This window comes from Paenibacillus sp. fava2 (genome assembly GCF_058313675.1).
The window spans coordinates 7166296-7183693 of the sequence record NZ_CM177755.1; the positions used below are offsets into that span (position 1 = coordinate 7166296).

The following is a 17398-nucleotide window of genomic DNA, read 5'->3' on the forward strand; positions in this document are numbered from 1 at the left end:
ATGTTCAAATTCAAAATGCGGCGGATCGATTTCGGAGGCATTGCCCTCTATTTGTTCCTCACACTGTTCGGTCTCTTGATGCTATTGCCGCTTATCTATATGGCCGTAACGGCCTTTAAGCCGACCAGTGAGCTGTTCCTGTTCCCGCCGCGTTTTTTCGTGGTCAATCCGACGCTGATCAATTTCCGCGATCTGCTGCTGATTACGGGAACTTCAGCGGTGCCGTTTTCACGGTTTATTTTCAACAGTGTTATTGTAACCACCGGCATCGTGCTCGGCGGGGTGGTCATCTCGGCGATGGCAGCCTATCCGCTGGCTAAGCATAATATGCCGTTCAAAAGCGCGATCTTTAATATGATCGTTGCCGCGCTCATGTTCTCGCCGCTCGTGCTGCAGATTCCGCAGTATCTGCTGATCAGCCGCAGCGGGCTGATGAATACGTACTGGGCGATGATTCTTCCATACCTGGCTGCACCAATGGGGATGTTCCTGATGACACAGTTCCTGCGCCAGCTGCCCGACGCGCTTCTGGAGGCTGCGCGGATTGACGGCGCTTCGGAATGGAAGGTCTTCTGGGTTATCGTCATGCCGATGCTGAAGCCGGCCATTGCCACCTTTGCCCTGTTCAGCTTCATCGCGGCGTGGAACGACCCTTACCCGTCCATGGTCTATACGACCGTGCAGGAGATGAAGACCCTGCCGCTGGCGATCCAGACCATCAGCGGCGGAGCCGGTGTAGTCGCCCGGGTTGGTACCCTGGCAGCGGCAAGCTTCCTGATGATTATCCCGACGCTGCTGGTCTTTGTGATCACACAGCGGATGGTGCTGCAGACGATGGCCCACTCCGGGCTGAAGGAATAGGGGGCGAAATGATGAACAGAAGCAACAGATTAGGCAACAAGCTGGCTGTCCTGCTGGTCTTCACGCTGCTCCTTCCCCTCCTGGCATGCTCGGGCACGGCTTCTGCCGATGCCCCGTACCGGGGATATACATGGACCGGCTCCGGCAGCGAGGTCAGCTCAATCAACGGATATATGTATGATTCATCCATCGATCCCGGCAGTACAGCAACGGGTGCACTTAAAAACCCGGAGTCGCTGTTCATTGCCGAGGACGATACGCTTTATGTTGTCGATACAGGCAATAGCCGGATCATCCATCTGGATAAGAGCGGAGAGCCGGTCAAGATTATCGGCGATGCCGAGGGCGGCGGCAGGCTACAGGAGCCGAAAGGGGTCTTCGTCAAGCCTGACGGTACGGTGTATGTTGCTGACACGAAGAATCAGCGGATCGCTGTATTTAACGCAGAGGGCGAATATGTACAGGACTTTCCCAAGCCGGACAGCACGCTGCTGGGAGCGAACTTCTCCTACTCGCCTTCCAAGCTTATCGTAGATAAACGCAACTATATGTATGTGGTCAGCGACGGAAATACCCAGGGGCTGATGCAGATCGATTCTACGGGAAAATTTAAAGGCTTCTACGGTGCCAACCATGTCGGGTTCTCCTGGAGCCGGCTGCTGATCAGGCTGGTGGCGACCAAAGAGCAGCAAAGCCAGCTCGCCTCCGTGCGCCCCTCCGAATTCTCCAATGTCGATATCGACGAAGAGGGCTTTATCTACAGCACTACGCTCGGTGAAGAGAATAACCAGATCAAACGGCTCTCGCCGGTTGGCGTTGATACACTGAACACGGGGAATCACCGTTACGGCGATTATTATACCGACGGCCCGTTCGGCATGGCTTCTTTTATCGGGATCAGTGTAGATAAAAACGGGTTCATCACCGCTCTCGATCTGCAGACAGGAAAAATATTTCAATACGACAAGCTGGGCAATCTGCTGTTCAGCTTCGGGGGAATCGGTGAGCAGAACGGGCTGTTCGTGACGCCTTCCGCCGTGGATCAGACCTCTGACGGACTGCTCTATGTGATCGATAAAGGACGGGGCCGGATCGACCGGTTCCGGGCTACACCGTTCGCCGAGTTGGTCCATGAGGCTTCACTGCTTTATGTAGACGGGAAATACGAGGAAGCGGAAGCGTTGTGGCAGGAGGTTCTCCGGCTCAATGCCAATTACGAAATGGCCTATCAGGCCATCGGCAAGGCGCTGTACAAAGCGGAGAATTATCAGGAGGCAATGGATTACTTCAAGCTCTCTAATTCCAGAGGCGACTATTCCTCGGCATTCCGCGAGTACCGCAAGCTGTTCATCCGTGAGCATTTCACCTGGTTTTTCTCCGGAACCATCGCCCTGCTGCTGCTGCTGTACTGGGGAATGCCGAAGGTATACCGCCGGTTCCTGGCATGGCTGTACGGGCAAAAGGCAGCAGTTAAGGCCGCTGCTGCAAAGGGGGATCTGTAATGTACACTTTGCAAATGATTCATCAGGTGGTTGCCCACCCTTATCAGTTCTATCAGGATATTCAGGGCAGACGGCGGATTTTCTGGTATCAGGGGGTTCTCATGGTTCTTCTGACCTTTGCCGCCAAAACCCTCTCCATTCTGATCACCGGCTATGCGTTCGAAACCCGGGAGCCGCATGAAATCTCCATATTCCATGAATTTATCTGGCTGGCCGTTCCCTGGCTGACCTGGTGCATTTCCAACTGGGGCGTCAGTACGATTCTCGACGGAGAAGGCAAATTCAAGGAAATCTTCGTGGGCAGCGCCTTTGCCTTCGCGCCTTATATGCTGCTGGCCGTTCCGGTGACGCTGCTGACACAGGTGCTGGCATTAGATGAAGCATCCACCTACAACCTGCTGCACCAGTTCCTGATTATATGGGTAGCCTGGCTCTATCTGCTTAAGGTCAAAATTTTGCATGATTTTGAGCTGCGCAAGGTCGTTATGATCACACTGATCAGCATTGCCGGCATCGGCATTATCTGGTTCGTAGGCATACTGCTGTTCGGAATCTCTAACCAGTTCGTTTCATTTATTATCGATCTGCTCAAAGAGCTGCGATTGCGCGCGTAAGGGGGAGAAAGCACAATGAGAATAAATAACAAGCTGCGCGGCTTCCTCGTTATCCTGCTGATTCTGGTAACGGCAGTTGTAGGCATACGGCCGTTGCAGGGCTCTGCCAGCCAGGCTACCGGCGGGTCTGCAGTGCAGCCTGCGACAGCCGGGAGCAGCGCCGAAGCGGAAGATCCGGGGGCTGCTGTTCCTGCGGCAACCGAAGCACCAGCAGAAGCAGCCGCGGCCGAAACCCCGGTAACTGCCGGGGTCGCACCGGATGCCACCGCAGCTGCACCGGAGCTGCTGCCGGTAGCGCCGGGGACAAAAGCGCTCGAGAACGACCGCTACACACTATATGTGAACGAGCAGACAGGCAACATCAGAATGACCGATAAATTCACAGGCGCAGAATGGCTGGGCGCTCCGCAGCTGGAGAAGACAGCCATGCCGAACAATATCAAATACACGGCGGTGCCGGTCTACGCCAGATATACCCAGGGCGCTGATATTACGCAGGTCTACCCGCTCAAGGACGAGGATTCCAGTGTTAAAGTGACGCTGGAGCCGGATGTAGTGCGGGCGGAATTTACCTTTGCCAGCCTCCAGCTTGGCTTCGCGCTGGAGTACCGCCTGACAGAGGACGGCTTCGAGGCCTCCATTCCGCGCGAATATTTGAAAGAGACGGGCAATGCGAAGTTCACAAGCCTGGAGGTGCTGCCGTTCTTTCATGCCGCCGGGGAACAGGAGCAGGGAGCCATGATGCTGCCTGACGGCTCCGGTGCACTGCTGGAATTCCGACCGGATCATCCCGCCTACTTAAAGGGATATTCGGAGTACATTTACGGCGGTGATGAAACCTTCATCACCCAGAATCATGAAATTACCGACAGCTTCTGGCAGAAGGCTGCTCCGCTGAAGAAGAATATTGCCCTGCCTGTGTTCGGTATGTATCACGGCGGCACCGGTTATCTGGCTATCGTCACTGAAGGCGACACCGATGCCAAGATCAACGGTGTGCCGTCAGGCATCCGCGCCATTGCGCTCTACCGCGCTTCCTGCGAATTTACACTGCGCAAGGATGACGTCATCTTCGTCGGCAGCTCCGGCCAGATTCCATACTATCAGGGCAAGCTGATCGACAGCGACCGGACTGTACGCTATGTGCTGCTGCAGGGAGACAATGCCGATTACGTGGGCATGGCCAAGGAATACCGCCAATACCTGCTGGGCAACCAGCAGATTCAGGAGTCCGCGCCTGCGGAGGTTCCGCTGTATCTGGAGGTGCTCGGCGGCATCTCCCGCGATGAAATCATCGGCTCCACCTTTGTTGAAATGACGACCTTCCGGCAAGTCCGGGAAATCATTGACCGTTACAACGCCGAGGGGATCAGCGAACTCGATATTACAGTTACAGGCTGGTCCAAGAACGGGCTGCTGGGCAACCAGCCGGATCACTTCCCGGCGGATAAGCATCTGGGAGGCAGCAAAGCACTCCAGGAGCTGCAGGCCTATGCCGCCGAAAAGGGCGTAAGCCTGTATCTGAAAGCCAACTACGTTAAACCTTATCAGGACAGCAGCTCCGTTAAAGCGGGCAAGGAAGCAGTCCGCGGGATTAACCGCGAGGTGCTGAAGCAATATATCTACTATTTATCATCCGGGTGGAACACAGATAACTACTTTTATCTGCTGAAGCCGGAAGTCATTGCCGGACGTGCTTCTTCTGAGCTGGACAGCTATCGCAAGCTTGGGGTTGACGGCGTAGCCTTCGAGCATTTTGGCAGCCTGCTGTACTCCGATGAAGACAACAGTTCACAGACAGACCGGCGCCAGACAGAGCAGGCTTATACCGGCACACTGGAACAATACCGGAAGGAAGGCCTCCGTACTGCCGTGGATTACGGATATGCTTACACACTTAAGGCCGCAGACCGTATCGATCAGGCACCGCTGGATTACAGCGGCTTTGTCTATACCGACCGTGCCATCCCGTTCTATCAGCTTGTGGTGCATGGCCTGATCCCGTATACTTCGGCTCCGGTCAATCTGTTCGACGACTCCCGCAAGCAGCTGCTCCGCGCACTGGAATACGGGGCACTGCCGAGCTATAAGCTGACTTATGCGGCGACCAGCGACCTCCAGCGGACGCTCGAAAATGGACTGTTCACCTCCAGTGTGGACGATTGGCTTAAGCCTTCTGCAGAAACCTATCTGGACATGAAAGCTGTGTTAGACAGCGTGTCCGGCCGGCAAATGACCGGTCACGAGCAGCTGGACGCGCAAGTCTTCAAAACCACCTATGAAGGCGGCATAAGCATCATTACCAACTATAACGATCACGCTGTCAACGCCGGAGGGCAGCAGGTGGAAGCCTACGGATATGCGGTGACAGGAGGATGATAAAGTGAAAAAATCAAGATTATCAATGCGCGCCCGCTATTATATGGAAGGGTACTCCTTTATCTCCCTGTGGCTGATCGGCTTCCTGCTGTTTATGGCCATTCCGCTCGGGCGTTCCCTTTACTACTCCTTTCAAAAGCTGCAGGTCAGCCAGAACGGCCTGATCGCCTCTTTTGTAGGAACAGATCATTACCGCGCGGCGTTTACTACGGATGTTAACTTCCTGCCGCTGCTGAAGGATACCATGGTGTCCATGCTGACCCAGGTGCCGCTGATTCTGATCTTCTCGCTGTTCTGCGCCATTCTGCTGAACCGCAAGCTGGTAGGCAAAACCTTTTTCCGCGGCATCTTCTTCCTCCCTGTCATCATTGCTTCCGGGGCAATCCTCAGTAAGCTGATGGACCAGGGCGCGGCGAATTTACCTATTTTTTATAACGAGAACCTGTACAGCAAGCTGAGCGCCTTTATCCCCGGTGATCTGCTGGAAACACTGCTGCAATATGCAGAATCGCTGACGCTGGTGATGTGGGATTCCGGGGTTCAGATTCTGATTTTCCTGGCCGGCCTGCAGACCATTTCCATCACCCTGTACGAAGCCGCCAAATGTGACGGTGCAACCGCCTGGGAGGGCTTCTGGAAAATCACGTTTCCGATGATTATGCCGATGATGCTGGTGAACACGCTGTTCAGTATCGTCAGCTCCTTCACCAAGGCGGATAACCAGATGATGACCCATATTTTGAACGTCGTATTTAAAACTAATGATTTCGGCTACGGATCGGCCATGGGCTGGATTTATTTCGTTATTATCTTCCTGATTCTCGGCCTGGTGTTCCTCTTATTCCGTAAATCGCTCAGCACCACTGAAGGGAGGAAGTAGACGATGTTAAAAGAAAGCGTAAGCCCTGCCCGGGCTGTCCCGCCCGAAGCGGTATCCGGACGTCTGAAGAAAAGCGGCGGGCTGGACAGAATCGTCAAACGGACGCTGCAGGTGATAAATATTGCCTTTTATTATCTGGTGATTCTCAGCCTGACCTTCGTCTTCCTGTATCCGCTGCTCTACATGCTGTCCAAGTCGATGATGCAGGCCCAGGATGTGGCTGACGCCACCGTGCAATGGATTCCCAAGGCGCTCAGCTTCCATAATTACAGCCTGGCCTGGCGCTCGCTCAATTTCTGGGGCGGCTTCGCCAATAGCGCAATCATCTCCTTTGGAAGTGCGATACTGCAGATTATCAGCTGCTCGCTGGTCGGCTACGGCTTCGCCAGATACCGGTTCCCCGGCTATACACTCTGCTTCGTGCTGCTGCTGTTCACCTTTCTGGTCCCGCCGCAGACGATCGTGGTTCCGCTGTATCTGTTCTTCAGTGATCTGGGCTGGATCAATACGCATCTGCCGTTTGTGGTGCCATCCATGTTCGGTCATGGCCTGAAGGGTGCGCTGTTCGTCCTGATCTTTATCCAGTTCTACCGCAGAATGCCGAACGTGCTGGAGGAAGCGGCGCGGATCGACGGTGCGGGCCCGTTCAGAACCTACTGGCAGATCATGTTCCCGCTGGCCAAGCCGGCCATGCTGACGGTCTTCCTGTTCTCGGTGGTATGGCACTGGAACGATAGCTTTGAGCCGAACACCTTCCTGACGACGCCGAACTTCTATAATCTGTCCCAGCGTCTGGCGATGTTCTATGGCACGAACAACCAGGCAGCCGAGACAATGTCGCAGATGACCTCCGGCTCCATCGGGATGGCGCCGACCGGGCTCAATCAGGTCATGGCCGGCTGTATTCTGACCATCCTGCCTATACTAATTCTTTACTTGTTCGTGCAGCGCCACTTCGTAGAGAGCGTGGAACGCTCCGGTATTGCCGGGGAATAAGCTGCATCCGGGTGTCCCATAGCCTTAAAGGCGAATGGGGCACCTTTTTTTACGGGTACAGCAGGCCGTTTAAGGGTTCCTTACCCTTTCCTTATAACTCCCCTTTACACTGCTAAGTGGAAAGGATGATATAATATGCCGGACATAATTTTAGAAACCAGGAACCTATGCAAAAGCTTCAAAAAACAGCCCGCTGTAAACAACGTATCGCTCTCTGTGCCCCGGAACTCCGTCTACGGGCTGCTTGGTCCGAACGGCGCGGGCAAGTCGACGACGCTGAAGATGATCGCAGGCATGCTGCGTCCAGGCTCAGGGAGCATTCTCTTTCAGGGCCATGAATGGGACCGGAAGGATTTGAGTGAGATCGGCGTCCTGATCGAATCGCCGCCGCTGTATGAGAACCTGACAGCCCGGGAGAATCTGCAGGTCCGTACGCTGGCGCTAGGGCTGCCGGAGTCGCGGATCGCCGAGGTGCTGGCGGTCGTCGATCTGGCCCATACCGGGAAGAAGCGGGCCGGCCAGTTCTCCATGGGCATGAAGCAGCGGCTGGGCATTGCGATTGCGCTGCTGAACCAGCCGAAGCTGCTCATTCTGGATGAGCCGTCGAACGGGCTCGACCCGATCGGGATTCAGGAGCTGCGGGAGCTGATCCGTTCCTTCCCCGGACAGGGAATCACAGTCATTCTATCGAGCCATATTCTCTCCGAGGTGGAGCAGGTGGCCGATCAGATCGGAATTATTGCCGGCGGACAGCTGGGCTATCAGGGGGCTGCACCGCATGGGGCGGAGCTGGAGTCCCTGTTCATGCAGGTGGCCGCGGCGGGCCGGAGGGCAGGTGAAGCCGGTGCTTAGACTTATTAGCGCGGAGCAGCTGAAATGGCGGCGAACCTTTATTCCGCAGCTGGTGTGGATCACCCCGCTGATTACGCTGCTGCTCTGCGGTGTCCTGATGGGCGGGAGTTACTTTCAGACCGGGGCATATAACTGGTGGTATACAATGCTCCTGCCCGGTGCACTGAGTCTGGTCTGCGCGCTCGCGGTGCAGAAGGATACCAAGATGAAGTACCGCGCTATTCTGGCGCTGCCCCTTCCTCCGCAGATGCTCTGGTCGGCCAAAATCGCTGCCGTCACCGGCTGGCTGCTGGCCGCCGGCCTGCTGTTCTTCGCCGGCATCTCATCCGGAGGCTGGCTGTTTGGCACTTCGATTCCGCTGCAGCACAGCGCAGCCGGTAGCCTGCTGATCGTCATCACGTTCCTGTGGCAGATTCCGCTGTGCCTGTTCCTGGCCGCACGGTTCGGACTGTTTGCCGCCGTGCTGATCAATATGGTCTTTAACATTGCAGGCATTGTTACCTTTGACACCGGCGGGCTGTGGGATTACATGCCCTACACGATTACGTTCCGGCTGATGTGCCCGGTGCTGCATATTCTGCCGAACGGCCTGCCGGTCCCGGAAGGCAGCCCGCTGAGAGGCACAGACACGATCCTTAGGGATGTGCTGGTCTCCCTGGCCTGGTTTGGCGGCCTGTTCTTCCTGACTGTGCGCCAATTCCGCAGGCAGGAGGCGAAGTAAAATGGCCTCCTTATTCGGACTGTTCAAAGCTGACCTGCTCAAAACCCGCCGCACTTCGTTTTTGCTTCTTCATCTGCTGGCCCCGCTCATCGCGGCAGCCGTATTCCTGGCTTACTACTCGTACTCTCCATGGAGCACAGCCGATAAAGTGCAGGCATATCTCCAGGCACTGGGCTGCGCTTTGCCCACCCTGATTGCCCTGGTCTGCTCGATGACAGCAGAGCAGGAGGCGCTGGCCGGGCATTTTCAGGGGATACTGGCGTTACCCGCCCGGCGGGTCAAGGTCTACGCCAGCAAGCTGCTGCTTTTGCTGGTATATGGCTTTTGCGCCGTCCTGCTCGCTGTCGTCATATTCGGCATCGGATTCCGTTACATACTGGAGCAGGATAGCCTGGGGATGGCTTTTTACTGGAGCAGCGCATTGATCCTGTCGGGAAGCACGGTGTTTCTCTATCTGCTGCATGGATTCATCAGCCTGCGGTTTGGCCGGGGCCCGTCGATAGGAACGGGCATTACAGGCAGTCTGATCGCGGCCCTGCTGCTTACCGGACTCGGTGAGGGCCCCTGGCCGTATGTCCCTTTTGCCTGGGCAGCCCGCTTCACTTCAATATGGACAGTCACCAGCTCGGGCACTCCGCTGGAATCCGCTGCATCAGAGACAGACACCGCAATCCTTGTATGCACAGCGGCAACGCTGCTGGCTGCCTCTCTCTCCTGCCTCTGGTTTCAGCGCTGGGAAGGACGTTCAGCCGATAATTAGATTTAGAGATAGCTTTTTAATAAACAATTACTATTAATAGAGGGAATGCATATGGCCAACATACTCGCCGTCGACGATGAGCCTGCCATTCTGGCGCTGATCCGCAGTGCCCTGGGCGCTGACCGTCATCTGGTAACGGCAATTCAGGACTCAACCATTGTGCGCCAGAGCGATCTGGGTGCGTATGATCTCATTCTGCTCGATGTGATGATGCCCGGGGTAGACGGCTTTACACTGTGCCGGGAGATCCGTGCGGCGGTGGACTGCCCGATTCTTTTTCTGACCGCCAAGACACTGGAATCCGACCTGATGTACGGGCTGGGACTGGGTGCGGACGACTATATTATGAAGCCCTTCAGTATCGGCGCGCTGCGGGCGCGGATTAACGCCCACCTCAGACGCGAGACCCGGGAACGGAGGAAGGTGCTGTACTCGGAGCTCGTTCATTTCAACCTCTCCGGCAGAGAGCTGCTGGCCCGCGGCCACAAAGTGCCTCTGACCAAAAGCGAATACGACATCTGCGAATTTCTGGCGAAGAGCCGCGGACAGGTCTTCTCCAAGGAGCATATCTATGAAGCGGTCTTCGGGTTTGACGGGGAAAGTGACAGCAGCGCCATCACAGAGCATATCAAGAATATCCGCGCCAAGCTGAACAAAGCGGACATTGAAGCCATTGAGACAGTCTGGGGGATCGGTTACAAGTGGAAGCTGTAAAAAGAGCACCAGGGATGCGCCTGCGCACCTTTTTTCTGCAATATCTTCTGATTCTAAGTGCCGGAACCATTCTGCTGCTGCTCCTGCTGCTGGGCTTGTTCACGGCGGCTTTTTCAGCCAATGTGATTCTGCCCGCCAATTATGCGGAGAAGGAGATCGGGGCTGTTAAGGACGCGCTTGAAGCGGGTGACGAAGGTGCTGCTGCTGTCATTCCGAAGCTGGCCGACTACGCCATATTTACAGCCGAAGGGAAGCTGCTTACGGGCAGTCTAAGCGCGAAGGATGCTGCCCACGCCTGGAAGCTTATACAAGCAGGCAAAAACCGGGACTCCTATTTCTATACCTCAACCCGGCACGGAGGCGAGCTCTGGATCTTCCGCTATACGCTAACCCCGCAGTTCGCCTCCCCCCTGCTGCGCAGCACCCTGCCGAATCCGCAGCTGCTGGCCGTGCTGCTCTTCATCCTGGGTGTACTGATTCTGGCCGCTGTGCTGGCCGCCCGCTTTGGCCGCAGGCTTACACAGAAAATGGCCGGCTTACAGGAGGCGACCGACAGCATCCGGCAGGAAAATCTGGCGTTCACCGTCCAGCCAAGCGGGATCATGGAAATTGACGAGATGCTGGCCTCGCTGGACCAGATGAAGGAAGCGCTGCAGGCCTCACTGAAGCGCCAGTGGGAGCTGGAAAGGTCCCGCAGAGAGCAGATTTCTGCGCTTGCCCACGACATCAAGACCCCGCTCACCATTATCCGGGGCAACGCCGAACTACTGCAGGAAACCGTCCAGGATGAAGCCCAGCGGGAATATAACCGCTATATTCTGCAGAGCGCAGAGGATATTGAACACTTCGTGCAAGAGGTCATTGATCTGTCCAGTCTGCAGGCAGCTCCAGGGCACCGGAAGACGCAGGTGCGTCTGACGGATTTCCTGGCCGAGCTGGAGGGTCAGCTACGGGGCTTATCGTCAGGCAAGGACATTTCTGGGCAGGTCATCGCAGTCAGCCCGCTGCCTGAATTGATATTCATAGATAGGGAGCTGCTCCAGCGGGGAATTGTCAATATTCTTGCAAATGCTGTGGAGCATACGCCGCCGCAGGGCCGAGTAGCACTGGAAGTCCGATGGGACGGGGCTGCCGCAATTTCCTTTACCGTTACAGACACGGGCAGCGGATTCTCTCCGGCCGGATTACGGGAAGCCGCAAGCCAGTTCTATATGGGCGACCAGAGCCGCAGCTCCGGCAAGCATCACGGAATGGGCCTGTACATTGCAGACTCGGCTGCTAAGCAGCATGGGGGTAAGCTGACTCTGGAGAATGTGTCGCCCTCCGGCGGAGCGAAGGTGACGGTGAGGATTATAGCGGATAGCAGCCTGAATTCGAACTAATCCACCGGGCACATACCGGATCAAACTAAGTGGAAATTCGCCATCTATTTCCGAAGGAAACCGCTGAATGAAGATGATAGGTGGAAAAAAGCTACTTAATTCTGCTCGATTTAGGTACACGGAGCGCTTTTGGCCCAAATAAGTGGCGATTTTCCACCTAATGTTGATAAATTGTGAGAAACTGCGGATCTAAGTAGCGAAAATCCAACTAAATTGCCGGGACCCTCCGGTTTACCGTAATAAAGGATACCAAGTGATAACCCGCCGCTTTTCCGGCACAGTATACTAACCGCCTAATGTCCTCCCGTCAAGAAAAAAGTAGAAAATAAACGTCAGTACAGGGATCTCCCCATTAGAGCTCTGCTAAAAGAAGTAATCCCGCAAAATATGCGGCCTGTCCGCTTTTTCCAACACCTGTATCGTCTAGTACAATTTAGTCCAGGATGATCATTAGAGACAGGAAAGGAGAACCTGCATGCACAGAGTCGACAAAATCAGATTTACGCTTTTTTATGGTGAAACTCCTCAAACAGACAGTTACGGCTACATGGAGCTCAACCGGGAGGGGAACATGATTGCGCTCTATACCAAAGACGGTGAGGAAATTGACATCTATGGCGGACATGAATTCGTCAGGGTAAGTACACTCGGCAGATTCAATGACCGGGATCGTGACAACTTCTACTCCTTATTAGAAAAGGATGGGGTAGGCTGAGCCGTACAGCAGGCCGATAAGCAGAAAAGGCCACCCCTCCCGGGATGGCCTTTAACTATATATCCGTACGATAAATCAGAACGGGTTCGTAGCAATAAAGCTCGCTGTCTTCACATAGACACGCGGATTCAGCTTCAGCTGGTCGATAATGAACTCTGCGATATCCTCAGGCTGAACGAACTTGGCGTCATTGTTCTCCTTGATCAGGTTCAGGTCCAGTGCCAGATCTGTTGCAATGGTGCTCGGAGTCAGCGCCGATACACGGATGTTGTTGCGGCGGACTTCCTGGGCGAGTGATTCGGTCAAACCGATCATGGCAAATTTGGAGGCGCTGTAAGCACTCGAGGTAGCTGCACCGTTAAGTCCGTTCGTTGAGGAGATGTTGATGATGTCTCCGGCATTTTTTTCAATAAGCTGCGGCAGTACGGCACGGGTTACATAATAGGTACCCATCAGGTTGACGTCGATCATGCCTTTCCACTCTTCCGGGTCCATTTCCAGCAGTGTGCCAAACGTAGCGATCCCTGCGTTGTTAATCAGAATATCCGCTGCTCCCAATTCGTTCTTGAGCACTTCAACCGCTGCATCTACTTGTTCCTTGGAAGAAATATCAGCGACAGCATAAGCGGCCTTTACTCCGTAACCTTCAATCTCGGCAGCCAGTGCCTGCAGTGCAGCTTCACTTCTGGCCAGCAGACCGACGCTGACGCCCTCCTTGGCAAGCGCAACAGCTGTTGCCTTTCCGATTCCTCTTGCCGCTCCGGTTACAATTGCTACTTTTCCTTGCAATGATTGTGCCATGTAAGCAGGCTCCTCTCCAATTTTCTTTAAAAAATCCTCTTCTATTATACTATGTCCGGACAGCCGGAGCTAAATGCTGCAGTTGATATTGACAACTTAAATCTGTCATAAATGCCATCAATCCAAATTTAATTTACCACTTTTTTATTGACACTTCCGGTAAATCCATATATATTGTTCGATAATGAGAATCGTTATCAAGTATTGTTAAATACACTACATAAAGGATGGGGTCACACTAATGAAACACATGAACACAACACGAAGGTTAACTTTCAGAACACTGCTTGCTCCGCTTGCGCTAACACTTGCGCTGGTAGGCTGCGGTAACAACAATGCATCAAACAACGCTGCTTCCCCTACGAACGCTGCGGCAACTACTGCACCGGCGGCTACCGAAGCCCCTGCTGCTACAGATGCCGTTCAATATCCGATCACAATCAAAACGGCGCTGGGTGAAGCTGTAATCGAAAGCAAGCCTGAACGTGTCGTTACCATTCAATGGGGTAATCAGGACGTTGCCCTCGCGCTGGGTGTTGTTCCAGTGGGCTTCTCGGCAGCAAACTTCGGCGTTCAGGACGACAGCGGATTACTCCCTTGGACCAAACAGAAGCTGGACGAGCTGGGCGTAACCGATCCGAACGTATTCCAGGATACAGACGGCCTTGATTTCGAAGCGATCTCCGATGCTGATCCGGACGTCATTCTTGCCGCTTACTCCGGCATCACACAAGAAGACTTCGACACACTGAGCCAGATCGCTCCGGTGGTCGCTTACCCGGTTTCCCCTTGGACCACCACATGGCGTGAGCAGGTTAACCTGATTGCTGAAGGCATGGGCATGAAGGCCGAAGGCGAGCAGCTGATCAAGGATACCGAGGACTTGGTAAAAGAAAAGCTGACTGCCTATCCGCAAATCGCCGGCAAAAAAGTCGTATGGGTTAACTTCTCCGCTGACGACCTGTCCAAGCTGCATATCTATGCGCCAATTGATTCCCGCGTCTCCTTCCTGTACGAGCTGGGAATGGAATATCCGGAAAGCATCACCAGCCAGATTACGGATCCGACAAGCTACTCTCTGAGCCTGAGCGCCGAGAACGTAGAAGCACTCAACGATGCAGATTTGATTATCGGATATGGCAATGACGAACTGCTGAAGGCTCTCCAGGCAGATTCCCTGCTGGGCAAAATCCCTGCGATTGAGCGCGGTTCCGTTGCTTTCATCGACAGCGATACACCGCTTGTTGCTGCCGGAACGCCTAACCCGCTGCCTATCGCCTACACTATCGATGAATATCTGAAGCTGATCGGCGGAGCACTTGATAAAGTAAATGAATAATCAGGAAACTTCTGAATACAAGAAGCCAGCCCTGCATACACCGCGGAATTTCACGCTGGTCCTGATCATCTGCTTCATTCTGCTTGGCTTATGCATTGTTGCCTCGCTGGCCCTCGGCTCGCGTGTGACCAGCTTAAGAGAGCTGCTCGACGGTTTATTTCATCCGGACGTGCAGTCCTTCGGAGCCAACGTAGTCCGTAAGCGGATATCCCGGACGGTCTTCAGCTTATTCTGCGGTGCAGCGCTCGGCGTATCCGGGGCGCTTATGCAATCGGTCACCCGCAATCCTATTGCGGACCCGAGTATACTGGGAGTTAATACCGGCGCTGCCTTATTCGTAGTGTGCGGTATTGCCTTTCTAAACATAAGCTCAGCCAGCCAATTCATTTGGCTGGCTTTGGCCGGAGCTGCGCTTACCGCAGTATTCGTATTCGGAATAGGTTCAATAGGGCGTGGCGGAGCCACCCCCATTAAGCTCGTTCTGGCGGGTGCTGCGACGAGCGCGGCCCTTTCTTCTCTCGTCACTGCCATCATGATCCCGCGTTCCTATGTTATGGATAAATTCAGGTTCTGGCAGGTAGGCAGCGTCGGTTCAGGAAGCTGGGATAACATCTCCACCTTCATCCCTTTTCTGATCGCCGGCATGCTGATTGCCGTGCTGACAGCGCCTGCGCTGAATGCGCTGGCCCTGGGCGATGATGTCGCCACCGGACTCGGTGTCAAGACAGGATTTCTGCGGTTTACCGCCGCTCTCGCAGGGGTTGTCCTTTGCGGTGCAACAACGGCGCTTGCAGGCCCGATCGGTTTTATCGGCCTTCTATCCACCCATGTAATCCGCCTTATTCTAGGTCCTGATCTGCGTTTTGTCATTCCCATGTCGGCGATTGCCGGAGCTATTATTCTGACCGTAGCCGATGTCGGCGGCAGGCTGCTCGGCAGCCCCGGAGAGCTTGAAGTCGGTGTTGTAACAGCGTTCATCGGAGCACCGATATTAATCATATTAGCTATGAGATCGAAAGTGCGGTCCTTATGACAAATCATCTTCCTTCAACCGAATTTATCATGGCCGGCAGACGGCAAAGACACCGCCGCTGGATACTGGTTACGAGCCTTTTAGGCGTCCTTGCCTGTGCGCTCTGTATAGCTATGCTGCTGCTCGGAAATACCATTTATCCGCTTTCGGAGGTAATCCGGGCCCTTTCGGGAGAGCAGATTAAAGGCGTCTCCTTTGCTGTGAGTACAATCCGTCTGCCGCGGATGCTGGCCGGCCTGTTTGCCGGGTTTGCTTTTGGCGTCGCGGGCTATACGTTTCAGACCATGCTGCGTAACCCGCTGGCTAACCCGAACGTCATCGGGATTACGTCCGGTTCCAGTGCGGCTGCAGTGTTCTGTATTGTTATCCTTCATGCCGGCGGAGCTGTCGTCTCTCTGGCCGCTGTCCTTGCCGGTCTGGCTACTGTCATTCTGATCTATATCCTGTCCAGAGGAAGAACCTTCTCCATCGGGCGACTGATCCTGGTCGGAATTGGCGTACAGGCGATGCTGGATGCGGTGATTTCCTATCTTCTGCTGATTAGCTCGGAGAAGGATGTCCCTACCGCTATCCGCTGGCTGACAGGCAGTCTTAACGGCTCGCAGATGAGCGAGCTGCCGCCGCTTGTGATTACCGTATTCATCTGTGCACCTGTTATTGCCCTGCTGGGCAAGCATCTGGATATACTGGAGCTCGGGGAGCAATCAGCATCCTCACTCGGTGTGCAGACCGACAGGACGAGAATCCTGCTTATTGTAGCCTCGGTTTGCATGATTGCGATTGCCACCGCTACAACGGGCCCGATCGCTTTTGTATCCTTCCTTGCCGGACCAATAGCCAAAAGAATGGTCGGCGTCGGCTTCTCCGGCGTCATTCCGGCAGGACTTGTCGGCGTTGTTCTGGTTCTGGCTGCAGATCTGATCGGACAGTTTGCCTTCGTAACCAGATTCCCGGTCGGCGTCATTACCGGACTGCTCGGAGCACCATATCTGATTTACCTGCTGATCCAGATGAACCGGAAGGGAGAACTATAATGAATCAGGCGCATACTTTTCAAGTTGAACGCCTCGTAGCAGGCTATGAGAATAAAACAGTCATTCAGGATGTCAGCCTCGTGCTGCCGAGCAGCAAGATCAGCGTCATTATCGGCTCGAACGGCTGTGGCAAATCAACGCTGCTCAAAACGATGGCCCGGTTAATCAAGCCTTCCTCCGGTGCCATCACAATTGACGGAAAGCCGCTTGCCAAAATCGCCTCTAAGCCTTTGGCCCGCATAGTCGGGATGCTGCCGCAATCACCGATTGTGCCGGAAGGCATCTCCGTCGCCGATCTCGTCGGACGCGGAAGATTCCCGCATCAGTCGCTCTTCGGCAGCTGGAGTAAAAAGGACTACGCGGCCGTTGCCGAAGCGATGGAGATTATGAAGATTACGGAGTTCGCCAATCATCATATTGATGAGCTGTCCGGCGGCCAGCGCCAGCGTGTCTGGATCGCTATGGCATTGGCGCAGCAGACCGATATCCTGTTCCTCGATGAACCGACAACGTTCCTCGATATCACCTACCAGGTCGAGATTCTGGATCTGCTGACAGACCTGAACCGCAAGCACGGCACTACCATCGTCATGGTGCTGCATGATATCAACCTGTCCGCCCGGTATGCGGACCATATCTTTGCCCTTCATTCCGGCAAGCTGGTCGCTGAAGGCACGCCGGATACAGTGATTACGAGCACCCTGGTCAAAGACATCTTTGGACTGGACTGTGCGGTAATCAAGGACCCGGTTGCCGGCTCCCCGATGATCGTGCCTAAGGGCCGTTATCATGCGGATTATGTGCCTGTTCCTTAA

Annotated in this window: 17 protein-coding genes; 16 read left to right on the plus strand and 1 reads right to left on the minus strand. The window is 54.6% G+C overall.

Going from position 1 to position 17398, the window contains the following annotated elements:
- The 12 genes from AC4G46_RS31545 (at position 1) to AC4G46_RS31600 (ending at position 12376) form a co-directional block, all read left to right on the plus strand.
- Entirely contained in the window at positions 1–861 is an 861-nt protein-coding gene (locus tag AC4G46_RS31545) for a carbohydrate ABC transporter permease (protein ID WP_491126102.1), read from the plus strand.
- An 11-nt stretch (positions 862–872) separates the two neighbouring features.
- Positions 873–2363: a hypothetical protein gene (locus AC4G46_RS31550; RefSeq protein WP_491126103.1), complete on the plus strand. Its 1491-nt coding sequence runs from the start codon at positions 873–875 to the stop codon at positions 2361–2363.
- Positions 2363–2977 (plus strand): Yip1 family protein, encoded by a 615-nt coding sequence (locus AC4G46_RS31555; protein ID WP_491126104.1) that lies wholly within the window; start codon positions 2363–2365, stop codon positions 2975–2977. The genes AC4G46_RS31550 and AC4G46_RS31555 overlap by 1 nt, the downstream gene beginning before the upstream one ends.
- A gap of 15 nt (positions 2978–2992) precedes the next feature.
- Positions 2993–5356 carry a DUF5696 domain-containing protein gene (locus tag AC4G46_RS31560; protein WP_491126105.1) on the plus strand — a complete coding sequence of 788 codons (2364 nt, stop codon included), beginning with the start codon at positions 2993–2995 and terminating at the stop codon, positions 5354–5356.
- A gap of 4 nt (positions 5357–5360) precedes the next feature.
- Positions 5361–6236 (plus strand): carbohydrate ABC transporter permease, encoded by an 876-nt coding sequence (locus AC4G46_RS31565; RefSeq protein WP_144027102.1) that lies wholly within the window; start codon positions 5361–5363, stop codon positions 6234–6236.
- A gap of 3 nt (positions 6237–6239) precedes the next feature.
- Complete coding sequence (locus tag AC4G46_RS31570) at positions 6240–7232, plus strand: carbohydrate ABC transporter permease (RefSeq protein ID WP_491126106.1); 993 nt, start codon at positions 6240–6242, stop codon at positions 7230–7232.
- 135 nt (positions 7233–7367) lie between these two features.
- Positions 7368–8084, plus strand: coding sequence for a lantibiotic protection ABC transporter ATP-binding protein (locus AC4G46_RS31575; protein ID WP_491126107.1), 717 nt, complete (start codon positions 7368–7370; stop codon positions 8082–8084).
- Positions 8077–8805 carry a lantibiotic immunity ABC transporter MutE/EpiE family permease subunit gene (locus AC4G46_RS31580; protein ID WP_491126108.1) on the plus strand — a complete coding sequence of 243 codons (729 nt, stop codon included), beginning with the start codon at positions 8077–8079 and terminating at the stop codon, positions 8803–8805. The genes AC4G46_RS31575 and AC4G46_RS31580 overlap by 8 nt, the downstream gene beginning before the upstream one ends.
- Position 8806: 1 nt before the next feature.
- Positions 8807–9565, plus strand: a complete 759-nt coding sequence (locus AC4G46_RS31585; RefSeq protein ID WP_491126109.1) for a lantibiotic immunity ABC transporter MutG family permease subunit — start codon at positions 8807–8809, stop codon at positions 9563–9565.
- Between the two features lie 51 nt (positions 9566–9616).
- A complete protein-coding gene (locus tag AC4G46_RS31590; protein ID WP_491126110.1) occupies positions 9617–10279 on the plus strand; it encodes a response regulator transcription factor in 663 nt (220 codons plus the stop codon).
- Positions 10267–11661, plus strand: coding sequence for a HAMP domain-containing sensor histidine kinase (locus tag AC4G46_RS31595; RefSeq protein ID WP_491126111.1), 1395 nt, complete (start codon positions 10267–10269; stop codon positions 11659–11661). The genes AC4G46_RS31590 and AC4G46_RS31595 overlap by 13 nt, the downstream gene beginning before the upstream one ends.
- Before the next feature lie 475 nt (positions 11662–12136).
- On the plus strand, positions 12137–12376 hold the full coding sequence (locus tag AC4G46_RS31600) for a hypothetical protein (protein ID WP_491126112.1): 240 nt from the start codon (positions 12137–12139) through the stop codon (positions 12374–12376).
- Positions 12377–12451: 75 nt separating this feature from the next.
- Here AC4G46_RS31600 and AC4G46_RS31605 read toward each other — a convergent pair whose 3' ends face one another.
- Positions 12452–13177, minus strand: coding sequence for a 3-ketoacyl-ACP reductase (locus tag AC4G46_RS31605; RefSeq protein ID WP_491126113.1), 726 nt, complete (start codon positions 13175–13177; stop codon positions 12452–12454).
- A 241-nt stretch (positions 13178–13418) separates the two neighbouring features.
- On the opposite strand from AC4G46_RS31605, the gene AC4G46_RS31610 reads away from it, so the two are divergent.
- The 4 genes from AC4G46_RS31610 to AC4G46_RS31625 are packed head-to-tail and all read left to right on the plus strand — an operon-like array spanning position 13419 to position 17398.
- The gene (locus AC4G46_RS31610) at positions 13419–14516 is read left to right on the plus strand and encodes an iron-siderophore ABC transporter substrate-binding protein (RefSeq protein ID WP_491126114.1); all 1098 of its coding nucleotides are present in this window, start codon (positions 13419–13421) and stop codon (positions 14514–14516) included.
- Positions 14509–15549: a FecCD family ABC transporter permease gene (locus tag AC4G46_RS31615; protein ID WP_491126115.1), complete on the plus strand. Its 1041-nt coding sequence runs from the start codon at positions 14509–14511 to the stop codon at positions 15547–15549. Before AC4G46_RS31610 ends, AC4G46_RS31615 begins: the two co-directional genes overlap by 8 nt.
- A complete protein-coding gene (locus AC4G46_RS31620; RefSeq protein ID WP_491126116.1) occupies positions 15546–16583 on the plus strand; it encodes a FecCD family ABC transporter permease in 1038 nt (345 codons plus the stop codon). Before AC4G46_RS31615 ends, AC4G46_RS31620 begins: the two co-directional genes overlap by 4 nt.
- On the plus strand, positions 16583–17398 hold the full coding sequence (locus AC4G46_RS31625) for an ABC transporter ATP-binding protein (protein WP_491126117.1): 816 nt from the start codon (positions 16583–16585) through the stop codon (positions 17396–17398). The genes AC4G46_RS31620 and AC4G46_RS31625 overlap by 1 nt, the downstream gene beginning before the upstream one ends.